This window comes from Rhodanobacter sp. 7MK24, assembly GCF_014842995.1.
Classification (GTDB): domain Bacteria; phylum Pseudomonadota; class Gammaproteobacteria; order Xanthomonadales; family Rhodanobacteraceae; genus Rhodanobacter_A.
In genome coordinates this window covers 59,907-76,484 of sequence record NZ_JACYXL010000005.1, presented here as the reverse complement: position 1 = coordinate 76,484, position 16,578 = coordinate 59,907, and the positions used below count along the sequence as shown (strand labels likewise).

Here is a 16,578-nt window from a genome sequence, read left to right as displayed (position 1 = left end):
GCGGTGCGTGTCGCCTAGATCACCGTCAGGCGCACTACAATGCCTGCATTCCTTTCAGTAGTCGTCATCCATGGATCACACCCTCGAAACCGAAGCTGACGCCGCGCTGCCACACGACGACTATCGCTGTGGCCTGGTCGCGCTCGCCGGCCGGCCGAACGTGGGCAAGTCGACCCTGCTCAACGCGCTGATCGGCTTCCGCCTCTCCATCGTCAGCCCGCGTCCGCAGACCACGCGCCATCGCATCCTTGGCATTGCCAGCAGCGAGGCGGGGCAGATCCTGTATGTCGATACGCCTGGCCTGCATCGCGGCGCCAAACGGGCGATGAACCGCAGCCTCAACCGTGCCGCCCGGGCGGCGATCAGCGATGTGGATCTGGTGGTGCAGGTGATCGAGGCCGGCCGCTGGACCGACGAGGACGAGGCGCTATATGCCGCACTCACCGAACAGAAGGCGCCGCGTATCCTGGTCATCAACAAGGTGGACTTGAGCAAGGACAAGGGCGCCCTGCTGCCATTCGTGGCCTCGCTCAGCGAGAGCCATGTCTACGACGAGATCCACTACGTCAGTGCATTGAAGAAGAAGGGCCTGGCTGAGCTGGAGCGCGCCATCCTCGGCCGCCTGCCGGTGCGTGCACCGGTTTACGGCGAAGACGAGATCACCGACCGCAGCGAGCGTTTCCTTGCTGCGGAGATGGTGCGCGAGCAGTTGATGCTGCGGCTCGACCAGGAACTGCCTTACGCCACCACGGTGGAAATCGAGCAGTTCAACGACCGCCCTGATGGCATCGCCGAAATCCACGCCGTGATCTGGGTGGAACGCGATGGCCAGAAGGCCATCGTGATCGGCCAGGGCGGTGCCCAGCTCAAGGCGATCGGCACGGCCGCGCGCCGCCACATGGAGCGCCTGTTCGAGCGCAAGGTCTTCCTCAAGCTGTGGGTGAAGGTGCGCGAGGGCTGGGTCGACGACGAGGCGATGCTGAAGAAGTTCGGCTACACCGACTGAGGCATGCCAGGCTGCGATGCGCCTCGACCAGCAACCCGCTTTTGTGTTGCATGCGCGGCCTTACCGCGAAACATCGCTGCTGCTCGAATGCCTGACGCGGGACCACGGCCGGCTGGGCGTGGTTGCGCGCGGGGCGCGTGGCGAGCGGGCGCGCTTGCGCCGTTCGCAGTTGGAACCGTTCCAGACTTTGGTGCTGGATCTGGTGCTGCGCGGCGAGTTGGCCACGCTGGCCGGCGCCGAAGTGGTGGGCATGCCGTTGCGGCTGGCTGGCGACCATGGTTTTGCCGGGCTCTACCTCAACGAGCTGGTGGTGCGGCTCACCGCACGACAGGACGCACAGCCGGTGCTGTTCGACGCGTATGCGCGGACACTGACGCGGCTGGCTGCCGGTGAACCGGTGGCATGGACGCTGCGCCGTTTCGAGCGCGACCTGCTGGAAGCCATTGGCTACGGATTGCAGTTGCAGCACGAGGCTGATGGCGAGAGCACCCTGCAGGTGCAGGCGCATTACCGTTACGACGTCGAACAGGGAGCGCTGCGTTGCACCCAGGGAACGCCTCACGCCGTGCGTGGTGCCGACCTGCAGGCACTGGCTGATGACCGCATGCCGGATCGCGCAGGGATGGCTGCCTTGCGCCACCTGATGCGCGAGGTGATCCGCTACCACCTCGGCGGTGGCGAGTTGCGTGCCTGGCGGGTGCTGGCCGGCGTGCAACCGCAACGCTGAGGTCAAATATCCAGTGCCTGCAATGTGACCTGCAAGGCGGTGCGGAACTGTTCGATAGCCTTGAGGGGCGCAGAAGGGGATTCGCGGAGCCGCCGTTGCAGGTGTTCCGCCTCGATCGCCAGTGCAGTGGCGCCGCAGAAGCCGCAGGACGAGCGCATCCGGTGCAGACGATCGCCCAGCGCCGAGTCATCCCGGCCGACCTGACCCAGGTCGCAGTGCAGTTGAGCGAGTTCATCGCGCAGCAAACTGCGCAGCGCCTGCATGGTGGCGGCATCGCCACTGGCACGCAACGCTGCTTCGTTGTCCAGCACGGGAACGGTGCCAGGCAACAGGGCCAGCAGGCGCTGCAGCTCGGCGATGCCACAGGGCTTGCGCAGCACCTCGTGAAAGCCGCCGGCCAGCAGTTCGCGCCGTTCGGCGGCACCCAGCTCGGCGGAACTGGCGACGGCAAGGCAACTGGCGGAGGCGCCACCGTTCGCGTGCAGGGCCGCCAGCACCTCGCGTGCACCGGCGCCGGGCATGCGGCAATCCAGCAGCAGCAGGTCGAATGCCCGCTCGCGGGCCAATTGCAAGGCTTGCGTGCCGTCGACACACTCCCAGGCCTCGGCGCCCAGCGAATGCAGGCCATCGCACAGGAAGCGGCGGCTGGCCGCATCGTCGTCGGCCACCAGCACGCGTGGCGAGAGATAGGCGGGTTGGGCCGGCATGACCGTCTCCTTGGTTCAGCTGTTGTTTGGCAGAATGGACGGACATGCGTGCGACTTCAAGCCACCTGCTGTTGTGCCTGTTCCTGCTGCTCGGCCTGGGCCTGCTGCCGACCGCGCGTGCTGACGTCACGGTCGCTGCTAAGCAGATCGATCTGCCGGGCCTTCGCCTGCAGGACGTGAACGCGCAACTCGGCGAGGACCCAGCGGGCGGTCTGCATCTGCAATTGCAGGCGAGCCAAGCCGATGTTGCCGCGATGGGTTGGCGCCACGTGGGTCTGCATCTCGAAGGTCGTCTGCAACGCGATGCGCAATTGCGTTGGGTGTTCGACGGCCGGGTGCAACTGCGTGGAGCGCCTGGCGGCGCGTTGGCCGATGCGCAGCTGACTTGGGTGTTGGATCCCGACGCCGACACCATGCAGGTCGAAGTGCAGCAGGACAAAGCACTGGCCAACGCATGGCTGCCGCTGGACCAGCCCAGCCACGCAAAGATCAGCCTGCACCAGTTGCCCGCCGGCTGGTTGCAGGGGGTGTTGGGGCGCTTGTGGCCGGCGCGACTCACCAGCGGTCACGTGGATGCCGACCTTGCGCTGGATGTGGAGGATGCAAGCGTGCAGTCGTCCGGCCAGTTCACGCTGGATGACGTGGGCTTCGACACGCCCAGCAACGCGATGGCAGGGCAGGGTGTGGCCGGCAGCGGGCGCTTTGGTTTCGACAACAGTGCGGACGGCCGCAGGGTAAACGTTCAGTGCAACCTGGAGGGGGGCGAGCTGTTGCTGGGCCCGTTCTACGCGAAGCTGCCAGCGCATCCGGTGCAATTGGATGTGGATGTGCGCACCCGCCAGGGTACGGTCGAATTGCAGAAGCTCTATATCGACGATATGGATGCACTGCAGCTCGATGGCGCGATGGCGTTCGATGCCAGGGGCAAGCTGCAGAAACTGCAACTGAATCGTTTCCAGGCGAATTTCCCGCTGGCCAGCCAGCGCTATGGTCAGGCTTGGCTGGCCACGCTGGGCCTGCGCGACGCGCGCATCGCCGGGCGCGTCGCCGGCAGCATCGACTGGCGCAGCGACGGTCTGCATGCCTTCGCATTCGATACCGACGGGCTCGACTTGGCCGATGGCGAAGGGCGTTTTGCAGTGAGCGGACTGCATGGCGGCCTGGACTGGTCGGCGCAAGACGATCGCCCCGCCACTACGCTGGCCTGGCAAGGACTGCAGCTCCGTCGGATTTCCGTGGCCGCCGCGACATCGCACTGGCGGGATCGCGGTGGCAGCCTGATCCTGTCGCAGCCGCTCGCCATGCCCATGCTGAAGGGCGAGGTGCGGTTGACCAGCCTGGATTGGCGTCCAGCGCCGGCAAGGGGACAGCGCATTACTGCCAGCGTTGCCGTCGCCGGCGTGGACATGGCAGACCTCAGCCGCATGCTGGATTGGCCGATCATCCCCGGCACGCTGGCCGGTACCTTCCCTTCGCTGCGCTGGGCCAATGATCGCCTGGAGCTGGATGGCAGCCTCGCGGCAGGCGTGTTCGGCGGCACCGTGGAAGCTACGCATCTTTCATTGCAGCAGCCATTTGGCGACGCGCCGGTGCTGGCCGGCGACTTCAAGTTCGACCAGCTCGATCTGGCGGCGTTCACCAGCGTGTTCGACATCGGCGCCATAACCGGGCGATTGCATGGTGCCGTCGATGACCTGCGCCTGGTGGACTGGCATCCCGTCGCATTCAAGGCATCGCTGCTGGCCGACGGCGGCGGACGCATCAGTCAGCGCGCGGTGAACAACCTCGCCGCTTTGAGCGGCGGCGGCGTGGCCAACGGTCTGCAGGGTGCAATGCTGAAACTGTTCAGAAACTTCAGCTACAAACGCATCGGCCTGGCCTGCACGCTGCAAAGCGGAGTCTGTCTGATGGGCGGGTTGGCGAACGAGGAGGACGGTTACACCATCATCGATGGCAGTGGCTTGCCGCACTTGCAGTTGCTCGGCCGCCAGACCAAGGTGGATTGGCCCACCCTGCAGCGACGCCTGCACGAGGCCGCAAGCAGCCGTGCGCCGACGGCTCACTGACCCTCGAATCGGCGATAATGCCCGGTCTGCTCCTGCCGTGTTGAAACCTCGCAGACATGTCCCGATCCAACTCCCGTTCCCGCGCGCCCGTCGCGGAGATTGAAGCCGACATCGCCGACCTCGCCCACGATGGCCGTGGGGTGGCCCGCATCGATGGCAAGGCGGTATTCGTCGCCGGTGCGCTCGAAGGCGAGAGGGTGCGGTTGCGCATCCGCAAGCGCCATCGCCATTTCGACGAGGCAGAGGCGGTCGAGGTTCTCATGGCCTCGCCACATCGGGTCGAACCGAAATGCCCCCATTTCGGCGTGTGCGGCGGCTGCTCGCTGCAACACCTGGATGCAGCCGCGCAGATCGTCGCCAAGCAGCGCGTGCTGGCCGACAACTTCGCGCGCATCGGCAAGGTTGAGCCATCCGGTTGGCTTCCGCCCTTGGTGGACGAACCCTGGGGTTATCGCCGCAAAGGCCGTCTTTCCGTGCGGGCCGTGGCGAAGAAGGGACGTGTGCTGGTCGGGTTCCGCGAGGAGGCCAACCCGCGCTATGTGGCCGATATCCGTCATTGCGACGTGGTGCATCCTGCGTTGGGTACGAAGATCGAACTGCTCGGTGAGCTGGTCGGTTCACTGGACGCCGCTGCCGACATCGCGCAGATCGAATTCGCCGCCGGCGACGACACCGTGGCGCTGGTGTTCCGCCACCTGCAGCCATTGAGCGATGGCGACCGCGCCGCGCTCATCGCCTTCGGCCAGCAGCACGGCTTTGCCATCTATCTGCAGCCAGGCGGCGTGAGCAGCGTGCATTCGTTGTGGCCGGAGGCGCCCAGGCTGGCGTTCAAGCTGTCGCCGGGTGGCGGCGCGGAAGATGTGGAACTGGAATTCCGGCCCCTGGATTTCGTACAGGTCAATGCCGGCATGAACCGGCGCATGATGGCGCGCGCGATGGAATTGCTCGATCCGCAGCCCACCGACCGCGTGCTCGACCTGTTCTGCGGCCTGGGCAACTTCACTCTGCCCATCGCGCGCCGGGTGGCCGAGGTGGCGGGTGTGGAAGGCGAACACGGCCTGGTCGAGCGAGCGGGCGAAAACGCCCGGCGCAACGGCATCGCCAACGCGGACTTCCACGTCGCCAACCTGTTCGAGGACCAGCGCGGTACAGACTGGGCGTGCCAGCCTTGGGACAAACTGTTGCTCGATCCGCCACGTGCCGGCGCCGACCAGGTGTTGGCCTACCTGCCGCACAAGGCCACGCGGCGCATCGTCTATGTTTCCTGCCATCCCGCTTCGCTGGCACGCGATGCCGGCATTCTGGTCAACCAGCACGGTTTCAAGCTCAGCGCAGCCGGAGTGATGGACATGTTCCCGCATACGGCGCATGTCGAATCCATCGCCGTGTTCGAGAGGTGATGCCCGTGTTTTTGTCCATGCATGCGAAGATCGGGCGGCGGCGATCCATGGCCGCACCCTTGCCAACGCCGCACCTTGTGAGTGGGATTCTGCAGACTGCTGGCGCCGAACCATGGGTATAGAGATCGAACGCAAATTCCTCCTGCGCGACGACGGCTGGCGTGCGCAGGTTTCGTACAGCGAGCACATTGCACAGGGCTATCTGGTCGGTGCGGCAGCGCTTGCGGCAGGGAACGCGCGCGGTTCGGTGCGCGTGCGCCGCGCGGGCGACGAAGCGTGGCTCAACATCAAGGCCGCGCGACTGGGCATCGAACGCGCCGAATACGATTACGCTATTCCGCCCGGCGATGCCGATGCGTTGCTGGCGACTTTGTGCGATGGCGTGCTGGGCAAACGGCGCCACCACGTCACGGTGGAAGGCGTGCTGTTCGAGATCGACGAGTTTCTGGGCGACAATGCCGGCCTGGTAGTGGCCGAGGTGGAACTGCCGTCGGTGGATGCGCCATTCCCGCGACCCTCATGGCTGGGTCGCGAGGTGAGCGCACTGGCGCGCTATTACAACGTCAACCTGATCGCGCACCCATATGCCCGCTGGACGGCTGCCGAGCGCGACGCCAACGATGGAGCGAATGCCTGATGCTGCTGATCGGCCTGGCCGGACTCGAAGTCGCCGAGCGTGAACGCGCATGGCTTGGTGCCCCTGGCGTGGCGGGCGTGATCCTGTTCGCGCGCAACTATGCCGACCGTGCGCAATTGATGGCCTTGTGTGAATCCATCCGCGAGATCGGCGGCGAGCACCTGCTGGTCGCGGTGGATCAGGAGGGCGGCCCGGTACAACGCTTCCGCGAGGGCTTCACCCGCCTGCCGGCGCTGGCGCGCATCGGCGAGGTATACGACTGCGACCCCATCGAGGCGGTGCGTCTCGCCGAGGAGCACGCCTGGGTGATGGCCAGCGAGTTGCGCGCCTGCGGCGTCGACTTCAGCTTCGCACCGGTGGCGGACCTGGCGCGTGGCAACGCGGCCATCGGCGCGCGTGCTTTCCACGCCGATCCCGCCGTGGCCGCCGAACTCGCCGCGGCCTACGTGCGCGGCATGCATCTCGCTGGCATGGCCGCGGTGCTCAAGCATTTCCCCGGCCATGGCTCGATCGCGGTGGATACGCACAAGGCGCAGGCGGTCGATGCGCGGCCGCTGGAACTGATCCGCCGCGATGATCTGCGCCCGTTCGTCGAGTGCATCGCCGCGCGGGTGGAGGCGGTGATGATGGCGCACGTAGTCTATCCCGCTGTGGACGCCCAGCCGGCGGGCTATTCGCGCAAATGGACCATCGAAATCCTGCGCGGCGAACTGGGTTTTGCCGGCGCGGCGATCAGCGACGACATCAGCATGGCTGCCGCGGGCGTCGCTGGTGGCGTGGCCGAGCGCGTGCATGGCCATCTGGATGCCGGTTGCGACCTCGTGCTGGCCTGTTTCCCCGAAGTGGTGGATGAAGCCATTACAGCCGTGGCGCATCGCCCATCCTCGCATCCCGAGCGGTTGGCTGCGCTGCGCGGCGCCATCGGCGCCAGTTGGGACAGCCTCACCGACAACCCGCAGCGCGACCGCTTCGTCGCGCGCATCACGGCGCTGGACGCCACGCAGGCCAATGCATGAACGACAAGCTTCCATCCTTGAGAGATGCACTGGCGAACGCCGACGTGCTGTTCGAGCGCGCCGAACTGGAAACCGTGATCGCCGAGCTCGGCCGACGCATCGATGCCGCGCTGGACGGCGAGCGCGCGGTGTTCCTTACCGTGATGAACGGCGCCCTGATGTTCGCCGGCCAGCTCGCGCTGACGATACGCACGGATCTCGAATTCGACTACGTGCATGCCACCCGCTACCGCGGTGCGACCAGCGGTAGCGATCTGCATTGGCTGCGCGAGCCGACGGTGGATCTCGCCGGTCGTACCGTATTGCTGGTGGACGACATTCTCGACGAAGGCCACACGCTGAAGGCCGTGCGCGATGACTGCCTGCACCGCGGCGCCAGGCGCGTGCTGATCGCCAGCCTGTGCTGCAAGGATCATGACCGCCTGGCCGAGGGCGTCACCTCCGACTTCAATGGTGTGGTCTTGCCAGATCGCTACGTGTTCGGTTATGGCATGGACTACCACGAGCAGGGTCGCAATCTGCCGGCGATCTACGCATTGCGTTGAGCAGCACTTCCTGGGAACTCGTGCATGAACATTCTGGGCATCTCCGGCAGCCTGCGCCGGGCTTCGTTCAACACGGCGCTGTTGCATGCTGCGCAGGAACTGCTGCCAGTGGGCACGACCCTTGCCATCCACGACCTGCACGGCTTGCCGCTGTTCGACCAGGACGTGGAGGAGCAGGGTGACCCCGCGTCGGTCGCCGCGTTGAAGGAGGCGGTGGCCCGAGCGGATGCGTTGCTGCTGGCCTGCCCCGAATACAACGGCGGCATCACCGGCGTGCTGAAGAACGCCATCGACTGGGTCTCGCGGCCAGGCATTGCCAGGACGGTCGCGCCGCTGGCAGGCAAGCGTGCCTGCATCTTCGGGGCCAGCCCGGGCATCACCGGTACGGTGCGCGCGCAGGATCAGTTGCGGCTGGTGCTGCGCCGTGCCGGTGCTGTGGTCGAACCGCAAGGCGAAGTCCTGGTATTCCAGGCGCACACCAAGATCGCCGATGGCCGGCTGGCGGACGAGCGCACCCGCGAACTGCTGGCGCGCCACCTTCACAACTTCCTCGGAACCTTCGCATGAGCAACCACCTGATTGACCTGGCCGTGATCGGCGGCAGTGGCCTGTACAAGTTTCCGGGCCTGGAAAACACCAGCCGGCATGCGGTGGGGACACCGTTCGGTGTGGCCTCGGGTGAGGTGGTGCTGGGTGATTTCGCGGGTAAGCGCGTGGCCTTCCTTGCGCGCCACGGCGAGAGCCACAGCCTGCCGCCGCACCGGGTGAACTACCGCGCCAATCTCTGGGCGCTGCACCAGCTCGGTGCGCGCGCGGTGATCGGCGTCAACGCCGTAGGCGGTATCCGTTCCGACATGGGGCCGCGCGCCATCGTGGTGCCCGATCAGCTGATCGACTACACCCATGGCCGCTACACCAGCTTCTGCGACATCGAGGGAGCCGAGGTGAACCACATCGATTTCAGCGAGCCGTACACCGCTTCGCTGCGCCATCGCCTGCTGCAGGCCGCGCGCAAGACCGGCATCGCGGTAATCGATGGCGGCTGCTACGGCGCCACGCAAGGACCACGGTTGGAAACCCGTGCCGAGATCGCGCGCATGCGGCGCGATGGTTGCGACCTGGTCGGCATGACAGGCATGCCCGAAGCCTCGCTGGCGCGCGAACTCTCGCTGGAATACGCCTGCCTCGCCCTGGTGGCGAATTTCGCCGCCGGTTGCGGCGACGAGGCCGAAATCAGCATCGAGGAAATCTTCGCCCATCTCGCCGCCGCCACCGCCGAAGTGCCACGCCTGTTGGAGGCGATGCTGCGCGCCTGATCGCGCATTAGCGCATTACCGCGTTGCGCAGCATCTTGCGCGGAGTGTGCGGGCAAGCCGCGAATCGGTCCGCGCATATTGCGCTTTGCCCCGGATCATGCGGATACTTCCCAGGCACCAGGACGGTGAGCCAGGGGGATGGTTCGAGCTCGGTCGGGTGCATCCTGTCCATGCTTCCAGAGGTTCCAGCAATGCGTTTCGGTACGGTCAAGTGGTTCAACGACGCCAAGGGCTTCGGTTTCATCGCGCCCGAGGACGGTGGGGAGGACGTGTTCGTCCATTTCTCGGCGATCAATTCCAAGGGCTTCCGCAGCCTGCAGGAAGGCCAGCGCGTGAAGTTCGAAGTCACTCAGGGCCCGAAAGGCGCCCAGGCTTCGGGCGTCGAAATCGCGGGTTGATCTCCATGGGCCGGCCTTGCGTCGGCCATGCAATGAAGTCGAGCCCCGCGCCCAGGCGCGGGGCTTTTTGCTTTGAGAAGAGTGACCATGGGCAACCGCACATGGTTTCCGCGGCGCGATCGCCAGATTTGAAAAAAGCGGCCACGGACGGCTACTCGTTTGATCTCATCACCATGACGATCGCAAAAAATAAGAATGCAGCCACGGACGACTGTCCGTTTGATCTCCGCGACCATGGACGATCGCAAAAACGAAGGAATAGACATGACTGACCGGCGACAATTCCTCAAGACTTCCTTGCTTGGCGCATCAGCGCTAGCGATGGCCAAGCCGCTTGCCGCGGCTGCTTCCTCGGGCGCAACGGGTGCCACGGGCCAGCCCGGCATCGTGCGCGTGGCTTCCACCTGGGATTTCGGCGTGGCGGCGAACCAGGCGGCATGGACTGTCCTGGGCCAGGGCGGCCATGCGTTGGACGCGGTCGAAACCGGCGTACGCGTCCCGGAGGCCGATCTCAAGAACCACAGCGTGGGCCGCGCGGGTTATCCGGATCGCGACGGCCACGTCAGCCTCGATGCCAGCATCATGGACGCCGAGGGCAACTGTGGCGCGGTCGCCGCGATCGAACACATCGCCCATCCGATCTCAGTGGCCCGGCGCGTGATGGAACGCACGCCGCACGTGTTGCTGGTCGGCGACGGCGCGCTGCAGTTCGCGCTGGAGCAGGGCTTCAAGAAGGAGCATCTGCTCACGCCCGAATCCGAAAAGGCCTGGCACGAATGGCTGAAGACGGCGCACTACGAGCCGTCGATCAACAGCGAAGTGCGCGATTACGGCAAGACGAATCTCGGCCTGCCCGGCGGCAAGGACAACCACGACACCATCGGCATGCTCGCGCTGGACGCGCACGGCAAGCTGGCTGGTGCCTGCACCACCAGCGGCATGGCGTGGAAGATGCGCGGTCGCGTCGGTGACAGTCCAATTATCGGTGCCGGCCTGTACGTGGACGGCGATGTCGGCGGCGCCACGTCCACCGGCGTTGGCGAAGAAGTGATCCGCAACGCCGGAAGCTTCCTGGTGGTGGAGCTGATGCGCCAGGGCCGCACGCCTACCGAGGCCTGCAAGGAGGCGGTGATGCGCATCATCAAGCGCCGCCCTGAGGCCACCAAGACACTGCAGGTCGGCTTCCTCGCCATGAACAAGGAGGGCGAAGTGGGCGCCTACGCGATCCAGCATGGCTTCACCTACGCCGTGTGCGACGCAAAGAAGCAGGACGCGTTGCTGCCTTCGGCCAGCGTCTATACCACGAGCTACTCATGATCCTCGAAGTCTCTGCCAATTCGGTGGCCTCCGCGCTGGCTGCACAGGCCGGCGGGGCAGGGCGGGTGGAGCTGTGCGCCGCGCTGGAGCTCGGCGGCCTTACTCCTTCGCACGCCACCATCGCGATGGCGCGCGAGCGGGTGCGCATCCCGCTGTACGTGCTTATCCGGCCGCGTGCCGGCGATTTCCTTTACGACGACGACGAATGCGAGGCCATGCGCCGCGACATCGAAACCTGCGTGGCGCTGGGTTGCGACGGCGTGGTGCTGGGTGCTCTGGATGCCGATGGCGACGTGGACATGGAGCGCTGCTACGGCCTGATCGCCGCGGCGGGCCATATCGGCGTCACCTTCCATCGCGCCTTCGATCTTGCGAGCGATCCGCATCGCGCGCTGGACGACGTGATCGCCCTGGGCTGCGAGCGCGTGCTTACTTCGGGCGGCCAGGCCAGCGCGATGGAAGGCGCTCCGCTGATACGCGATTTGATCGCGCAGGCCCACGGCCGCATCAGCATCATGCCCGGGGCGGGCGTCACCGAGCGCAACATTGCCGCGCTCGCCGCGGCCACCGGGGCGCACGAAATCCACGCCTCAGCCAAGCGGCAATTGCCTTCCGGCATGCGCCATCAGCCGCCACGGCTCGGCGACATGCAAGGCGGGGAGCTGCGCAGCGATGTCGAGCAGGTGCGCGCCTTGGTGCGGGCGATGCAGCCTTAGCTTCTCTCGCTTGGGGGAGTCGTGGCCCGGCTTCGGAAGGGCCGAGACCAGGGTCGATTTCCCTACCGCAGCGCATGTTGCCCCACCTTCGCTAAGATGCCGCTTTGCAATTCCCTTGCGGAGCGAGTTCCTGTGATCATCAAACCCAAAGTGCGCGGCTTCATCTGTGTCACGGCCCATCCGGTCGGTTGCGAGCTCAACGTGGCCGAGCAGATCGCCACCACCAAGTCCGCCATCCATGACGACGGCAAGGGCCCGAAGCGCGTGCTGGTGATCGGAGCCTCCACCGGCTACGGCCTCGCTTCGCGCATCACCGCCGCCTTCGGTTATGGTGCCGCCACACTGGGAGTGTTCTTCGAGAAGCCAAGCAGCGAGGACAAGCCCGGTACTGCCGGCTGGTACAACGCTGCCGCGTTCGACAAGTTCGCCAAGAACACCGGCCTGTACGCGAAGTCCATCAACGGCGACGCCTTCGCCAACGAGACCCGAGAACGCGCCATCGAGATCATCAGGAACGAGATGGGCGGCCAGATCGATCTCGTCGTCTATTCGCTGGCATCTCCCGTGCGCAAGCTGCCGGACTCCGGCGAGGTGGTGCGCTCCGCGCTCAAGACGATTGGCGACACGTTCACGGCGAGCTCCGTCGATACCAACAAGGACACGGTGATCCAGGCCAGCGTTGAGCCAGCCACCGAGCAGGAGATCAAGGACACCGTCACCGTGATGGGGGGCGAGGATTGGGCGCTGTGGATCGAGGCGCTGGGCAACGCTGGCGTGCTGGCGCCGAATGCAAAGACCATCGCCTACAGCTACATCGGCACCGAGATCACCTGGCCGATGTACTGGCACGGCACGCTGGGCCAGGCCAAGCAGCACCTCGACAACACCGCCAAGGCGTTGCGCGGGAGCCATGCCGGGCTGGATGCCCGCGTGGGCGTGATGAAGTCAGTGGTCACCCAGGCCAGCGCCGCGATCCCGGTGATCCCGCTGTACGTCTCCATCGCCTTCCGCGTGATGAAGAGCAAGGGTATCCACGAAGGTTGCATCGAGCAGATCAACCGCCTGTTCCATGATCGTCTCTACCGGGCCGACGGGGCTGCGGTGCCTACTGACGACGATGGTCGCGTACGCCTCGACGACTGGGAACTGCGCGAGGACGTGCAGGATGCCTGCAAAGCGCTCTGGCCCACCGTTACCACCGAGACGCTGCGCGAGGTCACGGACTACGACGGCTACAAGCACGAGTTTCTCAAGCTTTTCGGCTTCGACCGCAACGACGTGGACTATGGCGCCGAGGTGGATGCCGATCGCCGCTTCGACTGCGTGGAAATGTAAGAGCCCGCTCCGCTTCATGAAAAAGCCCCGCACAGCGGGGCTTTTTTGTGCGCCGGAATTATCGGCCCGACATAACGCTGTCAGGTGCGAAGTGTCGGATCATCCGTGTGACTGAGCGACCACGCTGCCGTCATTGGGATCGGCCAGCAATTCGACGCTATGTCCATCATTGGACTTCGCCTTTGCACTCCACAAGCCGTGATCGAACTTCACGTCCTTGACGTTCTGGTAGCCGGTGGCAGTCAGCTTGGCGCTGACCTCGTCTTCGTCGAGCTTGGACGGTGCATCGGTAGGATAGACCCGGCCGGAAACGGGGCCGACCGCAAGCTTGACCCACTTCTTGTTGCCGCCACGAGCCTTGCTGCGCCACACACCGTCCTTGAATTCCAGGTCTTTCACTTCCTTGTAGCCGGCATCGGCGATCGCGGTCTTGATAGCGTTCTCGCTCATGGCCCCATTGGGCGGCTGCGTAGACCAAGTGCTTGTGGTGGTGGTCGTGGTGGTGTGGGTCATGGACGACGCGGCCATTGGCGTAGGCGGCGAGGTTGGCGAAGGCTGGGTTTGCGCGAAGGCGACACCGCCAATCGACAGTCCAATCAACAGGGGAAGCAGGCGTTTGCTCATGATGCACTCCTTGATGATGGGGCAGGGTCGTGCCGGCAGGGAAAGCTCACGGTTCGGTGTTTGCGATGGATAGATCGTCTGTCGGCTCTGACAGAACAAATGAGACCATCGCATTCCAGACGGTGGTCTGAATAAAAGCGTGGACGGGAGGTGAAAGCCGGCTTCGGTTCAGTTGGTCTGGATTTAGTTCGCAGCGAGGCGGTCACGCATCGGACGCCTGCGGCGGATGGGAGGGGCACATTTCAACGTAGTTGTGCCCTAGCCCAGGTGGGGGCGGCTTTGCAGAGCCCCAGCAATGCGATCGCATTGATGCAATACGTCGCGACCCATATACTTGAGCGGCCATACCGTTTCCCCGGGGGTGTACTGGCTTCGACGGGGGTAGTGAGATGGCTTGGTGCATGCCGAGGGGGCAGCTTTCCTCGTTAATCCAGCAGCAAACTTATAGTTGCCAACGACGACAACTACGCTCTGGCCGCTTAAGGCCTAGCCCCGAACCCGCTTGTGCTCGTGCTCGCCGGTGTAGGGTCATTATCACGAGATCGCCCGAAGCTGCCGCCTGTCGGTAAGGGTTAAATCAAGCAGGCTGGTCCTTCGATGCGCTTCGCACATCGTGCTGTCGCGGGACGAGATTCAACGGTGAGCTAAGCATGTAGTACCGGGCGTCAAGCGCCTTCGGACGCGGGTTCGACTCCCGCCACCTCCACCAATACAGCCACCTAAGCGAATGATTCGCTCAGGTGGCTTTTTCATTTTGGTGGTGGTTGGGTCTGGACTTGGTGTCGACGATGATGGCGGGAATAAGCATATGATTTGCTTAAGGGCGGTTACGTAGGATGTTTGCCAGCGTCAGGGCAGAATGAGTAGGACCTGGGGCGTTGCCTACATTTCCATGCATATGCCTGCACGACGGCGCTGGCGGAGCACTTTCCCTATTAACGCGACGCGTTTTGTCCGTAGACGTTGGGCCATCGCCCCTGCGCTGATCTAGAGGAACCATACGCTTGCAAGTTGTCTTGCTCATCGTATTGCTGACGGCCCACTTGGCACTAGCGCACTGGTACGGGCATGCGGAGGCAGTGCTGCCCCAGTTGGCCATGTTGGCCGTGCAGGGCATGGCGGTGTGGGCGGTATTTACACGCTATCGGCGCAGCCCGTCTCTGATACGGCTGCCATGGCTGCTGTTGGCGCTGGCTGTGCTGATGCAGATGCTATGGGACAGTACCAATGTGCTGGCAACAGTGCTGGGCGACAAGGGCGGCTACCTGGCTGCGTTGGCAACGGTGTTGTCGGCCTTGTACGTGATCCCGTGCATGTTCATGTCGACGCGCTTGTTTACGCAGCATGAGCCGCGCACCGTGGCGGCGCTGGATCTGGTGCTGCTGTGCATGGTGGCGGCGCTGGTCTACCAGTTCTTCATCACGCTGTTGAGCGGCCCGCTGGCTTCCGATCCGGCCAGCATCTACGTGGTGGTCTACCTTGCCGACGCCATCGACTTTTCGCTGGCTGCGATGGCGATACTGCGCCTGTTTGGTGCGCGCAGCTTCCGCTGGCGTTTCTTCTACTACGTGGCCAGTGCCTATCTGCTGGTCAATGCATCAGTGGCCTGCATCTACAACCGCGTCGAAATGCACGGCCTGCCGTGGTGGGCGGGTTCATTGATCGATGTTCCGCATGCCTTGCTGCTGGTGGTGGCCTTGCGCCAGCCACCGCGCTGGTTGCGCACTTACCGTCCGTCGCTGGGGGTTTCCCAGACGATCGGCTCGTTTGCGCCGATCCTGCTGGCAATGATGGTGGTGATGCTCGGCATCAGCACTTCGCGCATCAACTTCGTGCTCAGCTTGCTGGTCGGGGCGGCGGCGGTGCTGTTCTATGGCTTGCGTGTCGCATTCATCCAGAGCCGCCATATCGACCAGCAGCGTGCCATCGATCTGAGTACCTGGCGATTGGAACAACAGGTGGGGCGCGACCCGCTTACTGGCATCGCCAACCGGGCCACGCTGGACACGCGCCTGCGCGAAGTACTGGAAGAGGGGCGCAGCACCGGCTGCTTCGGCTCGCTGCTGATGATCGATATCGATTACTTCAAGCAATACAACGACAGCCTCGGACATATCGCCGGCGACGCTTGCCTGATACAGGTGGCCGGTGCCCTGAGTCGCAGCCAGGTGCGTGCACGCGATCTGGTGGCGCGTTACGGCGGCGAAGAGTTCGCCATCGTGCTGGTCGATACCAATGCGGAGGTGGCGCTGGAAGTGGCGCGCCGCCTGGTCACCGCGATCGAGCACCTGCAGATCGCCCATCCGGCCTGTCCTCTTGGACGCCTTTCGATCAGCATCGGAGTGGCTACCCAGACAGAGCAGACGCCGATAGATCCTGTGGCTATGCTGGATCAAGCCGATCATGCGCTATATCGCGCCAAGCGCAATGGCCGCAACCGTTTCGAGGCTGCGACAGGCGATGCCGATCCATCTTCGGCTCTGTACGGCGCCAGCAACGCGTAGCGCACCTGATCTGTCCACGCAGCGTGCGATTCGTCTATGCCAGCTGGCTACTGCTGGGTGAAACGTGATTCGCCAGGTACGTGCAGTGTCGCGGGTCGACCTTGGCCGACTCTGTAGGGATATCCGTAAAAGGCCGGTAAGCTCGGCAACATCGAGGCTACGGGCTTTTCTTGCTCGAAGCCGCCTCGGGCATTCATCGCAGTCCGGCCTTTGTCGGGGAATGGCCAATTCCTGCCTGTTTAGCGGACACGAGATGTGGGCATC

Annotated in this window: 16 protein-coding genes and 1 other RNA gene; 15 read left to right on the top strand and 2 right to left on the bottom strand. The window is 64.6% G+C overall.

Annotated features, from left to right (window positions below):
* The first annotated feature begins 70 nt into the window (after window positions 1-70).
* Both era and recO read left to right on the top strand, forming a co-directional pair.
* The gene (era, locus tag IHE49_RS10515) at window positions 71-1,006 is read left to right on the top strand and encodes a GTPase Era (RefSeq protein WP_192157631.1); all 936 of its coding nucleotides are present in this window, start codon (window positions 71-73) and stop codon (window positions 1,004-1,006) included.
* Between the two features lie 16 nt (window positions 1,007-1,022).
* Entirely contained in the window at window positions 1,023-1,733 is a 711-nt protein-coding gene (gene recO, locus IHE49_RS10510) for a DNA repair protein RecO (RefSeq protein ID WP_192157629.1), read from the top strand.
* Between the two features lie 2 nt (window positions 1,734-1,735).
* Here recO and IHE49_RS10505 read toward each other — a convergent pair whose 3' ends face one another.
* A complete protein-coding gene (locus tag IHE49_RS10505; protein ID WP_192157627.1) occupies window positions 1,736-2,440 on the bottom strand; it encodes a response regulator in 705 nt (234 codons plus the stop codon).
* Between the two features lie 44 nt (window positions 2,441-2,484).
* Here IHE49_RS10505 and IHE49_RS10500 point away from each other — a divergent pair, with 44 nt between their 5' ends.
* From IHE49_RS10500 to fabV, 11 genes are all read left to right on the top strand, one after another.
* Complete coding sequence (locus tag IHE49_RS10500; protein WP_192157625.1) at window positions 2,485-4,506, top strand: hypothetical protein; 2,022 nt, start codon at window positions 2,485-2,487, stop codon at window positions 4,504-4,506.
* A 56-nt stretch (window positions 4,507-4,562) separates the two neighbouring features.
* Window positions 4,563-5,906, top strand: coding sequence for a 23S rRNA (uracil(1939)-C(5))-methyltransferase RlmD (gene rlmD / locus IHE49_RS10495; protein WP_192157623.1), 1,344 nt, complete (start codon window positions 4,563-4,565; stop codon window positions 5,904-5,906).
* A 112-nt stretch (window positions 5,907-6,018) separates the two neighbouring features.
* Window positions 6,019-6,543 (top strand): CYTH domain-containing protein, encoded by a 525-nt coding sequence (locus IHE49_RS10490; RefSeq protein WP_192157619.1) that lies wholly within the window; start codon window positions 6,019-6,021, stop codon window positions 6,541-6,543.
* Complete coding sequence (nagZ, locus tag IHE49_RS10485) at window positions 6,543-7,559, top strand: beta-N-acetylhexosaminidase (RefSeq protein WP_192157618.1); 1,017 nt, start codon at window positions 6,543-6,545, stop codon at window positions 7,557-7,559. Before IHE49_RS10490 ends, nagZ begins: the two co-directional genes overlap by 1 nt.
* Window positions 7,556-8,104 (top strand): hypoxanthine-guanine phosphoribosyltransferase, encoded by a 549-nt coding sequence (locus tag IHE49_RS10480; protein ID WP_192157617.1) that lies wholly within the window; start codon window positions 7,556-7,558, stop codon window positions 8,102-8,104. The genes nagZ and IHE49_RS10480 overlap by 4 nt, the downstream gene beginning before the upstream one ends.
* A 24-nt stretch (window positions 8,105-8,128) precedes the next feature.
* The gene (locus IHE49_RS10475) at window positions 8,129-8,671 is read left to right on the top strand and encodes an NADPH-dependent FMN reductase (protein ID WP_192157616.1); all 543 of its coding nucleotides are present in this window, start codon (window positions 8,129-8,131) and stop codon (window positions 8,669-8,671) included.
* Window positions 8,668-9,420, top strand: a complete 753-nt coding sequence (locus IHE49_RS10470; protein ID WP_192157614.1) for an S-methyl-5'-thioinosine phosphorylase — start codon at window positions 8,668-8,670, stop codon at window positions 9,418-9,420. Before IHE49_RS10475 ends, IHE49_RS10470 begins: the two co-directional genes overlap by 4 nt.
* A 191-nt stretch (window positions 9,421-9,611) precedes the next feature.
* Window positions 9,612-9,818 (top strand): cold-shock protein, encoded by a 207-nt coding sequence (locus IHE49_RS10465; protein ID WP_049620931.1) that lies wholly within the window; start codon window positions 9,612-9,614, stop codon window positions 9,816-9,818.
* A gap of 264 nt (window positions 9,819-10,082) precedes the next feature.
* Window positions 10,083-11,135: a N(4)-(beta-N-acetylglucosaminyl)-L-asparaginase gene (locus tag IHE49_RS10460; protein ID WP_192157612.1), complete on the top strand. Its 1,053-nt coding sequence runs from the start codon at window positions 10,083-10,085 to the stop codon at window positions 11,133-11,135.
* Window positions 11,132-11,851 (top strand): copper homeostasis protein CutC, encoded by a 720-nt coding sequence (locus IHE49_RS10455; protein ID WP_192157610.1) that lies wholly within the window; start codon window positions 11,132-11,134, stop codon window positions 11,849-11,851. Before IHE49_RS10460 ends, IHE49_RS10455 begins: the two co-directional genes overlap by 4 nt.
* A gap of 132 nt (window positions 11,852-11,983) precedes the next feature.
* Window positions 11,984-13,186 carry an enoyl-ACP reductase FabV gene (gene fabV / locus IHE49_RS10450; RefSeq protein ID WP_192157608.1) on the top strand — a complete coding sequence of 401 codons (1,203 nt, stop codon included), beginning with the start codon at window positions 11,984-11,986 and terminating at the stop codon, window positions 13,184-13,186.
* 99 nt (window positions 13,187-13,285) lie between these two features.
* Here the strand turns inward: fabV and IHE49_RS10445 are convergent, their stop codons facing one another.
* A complete protein-coding gene (locus tag IHE49_RS10445) occupies window positions 13,286-13,810 on the bottom strand; it encodes a PepSY domain-containing protein (RefSeq protein ID WP_192157606.1) in 525 nt (174 codons plus the stop codon).
* Between the two features lie 357 nt (window positions 13,811-14,167).
* On the opposite strand from IHE49_RS10445, the gene ssrA reads away from it, so the two are divergent.
* Both ssrA and IHE49_RS10435 read left to right on the top strand, forming a co-directional pair.
* Window positions 14,168-14,519, top strand: a transfer-messenger RNA (tmRNA) gene (ssrA, locus tag IHE49_RS10440).
* 295 nt (window positions 14,520-14,814) lie between these two features.
* On the top strand, window positions 14,815-16,314 hold the full coding sequence (locus tag IHE49_RS10435; protein ID WP_192157604.1) for a GGDEF domain-containing protein: 1,500 nt from the start codon (window positions 14,815-14,817) through the stop codon (window positions 16,312-16,314).
* Window positions 16,315-16,578: the final 264 nt, after the last annotated feature.

Excerpts from the sequence above, each read along its gene's own strand:
- IHE49_RS10465 (WP_049620931.1), top strand. The coding sequence starts at position 9,612 with ATGCGTTTCGGTACGGTCAAGTGGTTCAACGACGCCAAGGGCTTCGGT.
- IHE49_RS10445 (WP_192157606.1), bottom strand. The coding sequence starts at position 13,810 with ATGAGCAAACGCCTGCTTCCCCTGTTGATTGGACTGTCGATTGGCGGT.
- IHE49_RS10505 (WP_192157627.1), bottom strand. The coding sequence starts at position 2,440 with ATGCCGGCCCAACCCGCCTATCTCTCGCCACGCGTGCTGGTGGCCGAC.
- IHE49_RS10460 (WP_192157612.1), top strand. The coding sequence starts at position 10,083 with ATGACTGACCGGCGACAATTCCTCAAGACTTCCTTGCTTGGCGCATCA.
- IHE49_RS10490 (WP_192157619.1), top strand. The coding sequence starts at position 6,019 with ATGGGTATAGAGATCGAACGCAAATTCCTCCTGCGCGACGACGGCTGG.
- IHE49_RS10475 (WP_192157616.1), top strand. The coding sequence starts at position 8,129 with ATGAACATTCTGGGCATCTCCGGCAGCCTGCGCCGGGCTTCGTTCAAC.
- IHE49_RS10455 (WP_192157610.1), top strand. The coding sequence starts at position 11,132 with ATGATCCTCGAAGTCTCTGCCAATTCGGTGGCCTCCGCGCTGGCTGCA.
- era (WP_192157631.1), top strand. The coding sequence starts at position 71 with ATGGATCACACCCTCGAAACCGAAGCTGACGCCGCGCTGCCACACGAC.
- IHE49_RS10470 (WP_192157614.1), top strand. The coding sequence starts at position 8,668 with ATGAGCAACCACCTGATTGACCTGGCCGTGATCGGCGGCAGTGGCCTG.
- IHE49_RS10500 (WP_192157625.1), top strand. The coding sequence starts at position 2,485 with ATGCGTGCGACTTCAAGCCACCTGCTGTTGTGCCTGTTCCTGCTGCTC.
- rlmD (WP_192157623.1), top strand. The coding sequence starts at position 4,563 with ATGTCCCGATCCAACTCCCGTTCCCGCGCGCCCGTCGCGGAGATTGAA.
- recO (WP_192157629.1), top strand. The coding sequence starts at position 1,023 with ATGCGCCTCGACCAGCAACCCGCTTTTGTGTTGCATGCGCGGCCTTAC.
- nagZ (WP_192157618.1), top strand. The coding sequence starts at position 6,543 with ATGCTGCTGATCGGCCTGGCCGGACTCGAAGTCGCCGAGCGTGAACGC.
- IHE49_RS10480 (WP_192157617.1), top strand. The coding sequence starts at position 7,556 with ATGAACGACAAGCTTCCATCCTTGAGAGATGCACTGGCGAACGCCGAC.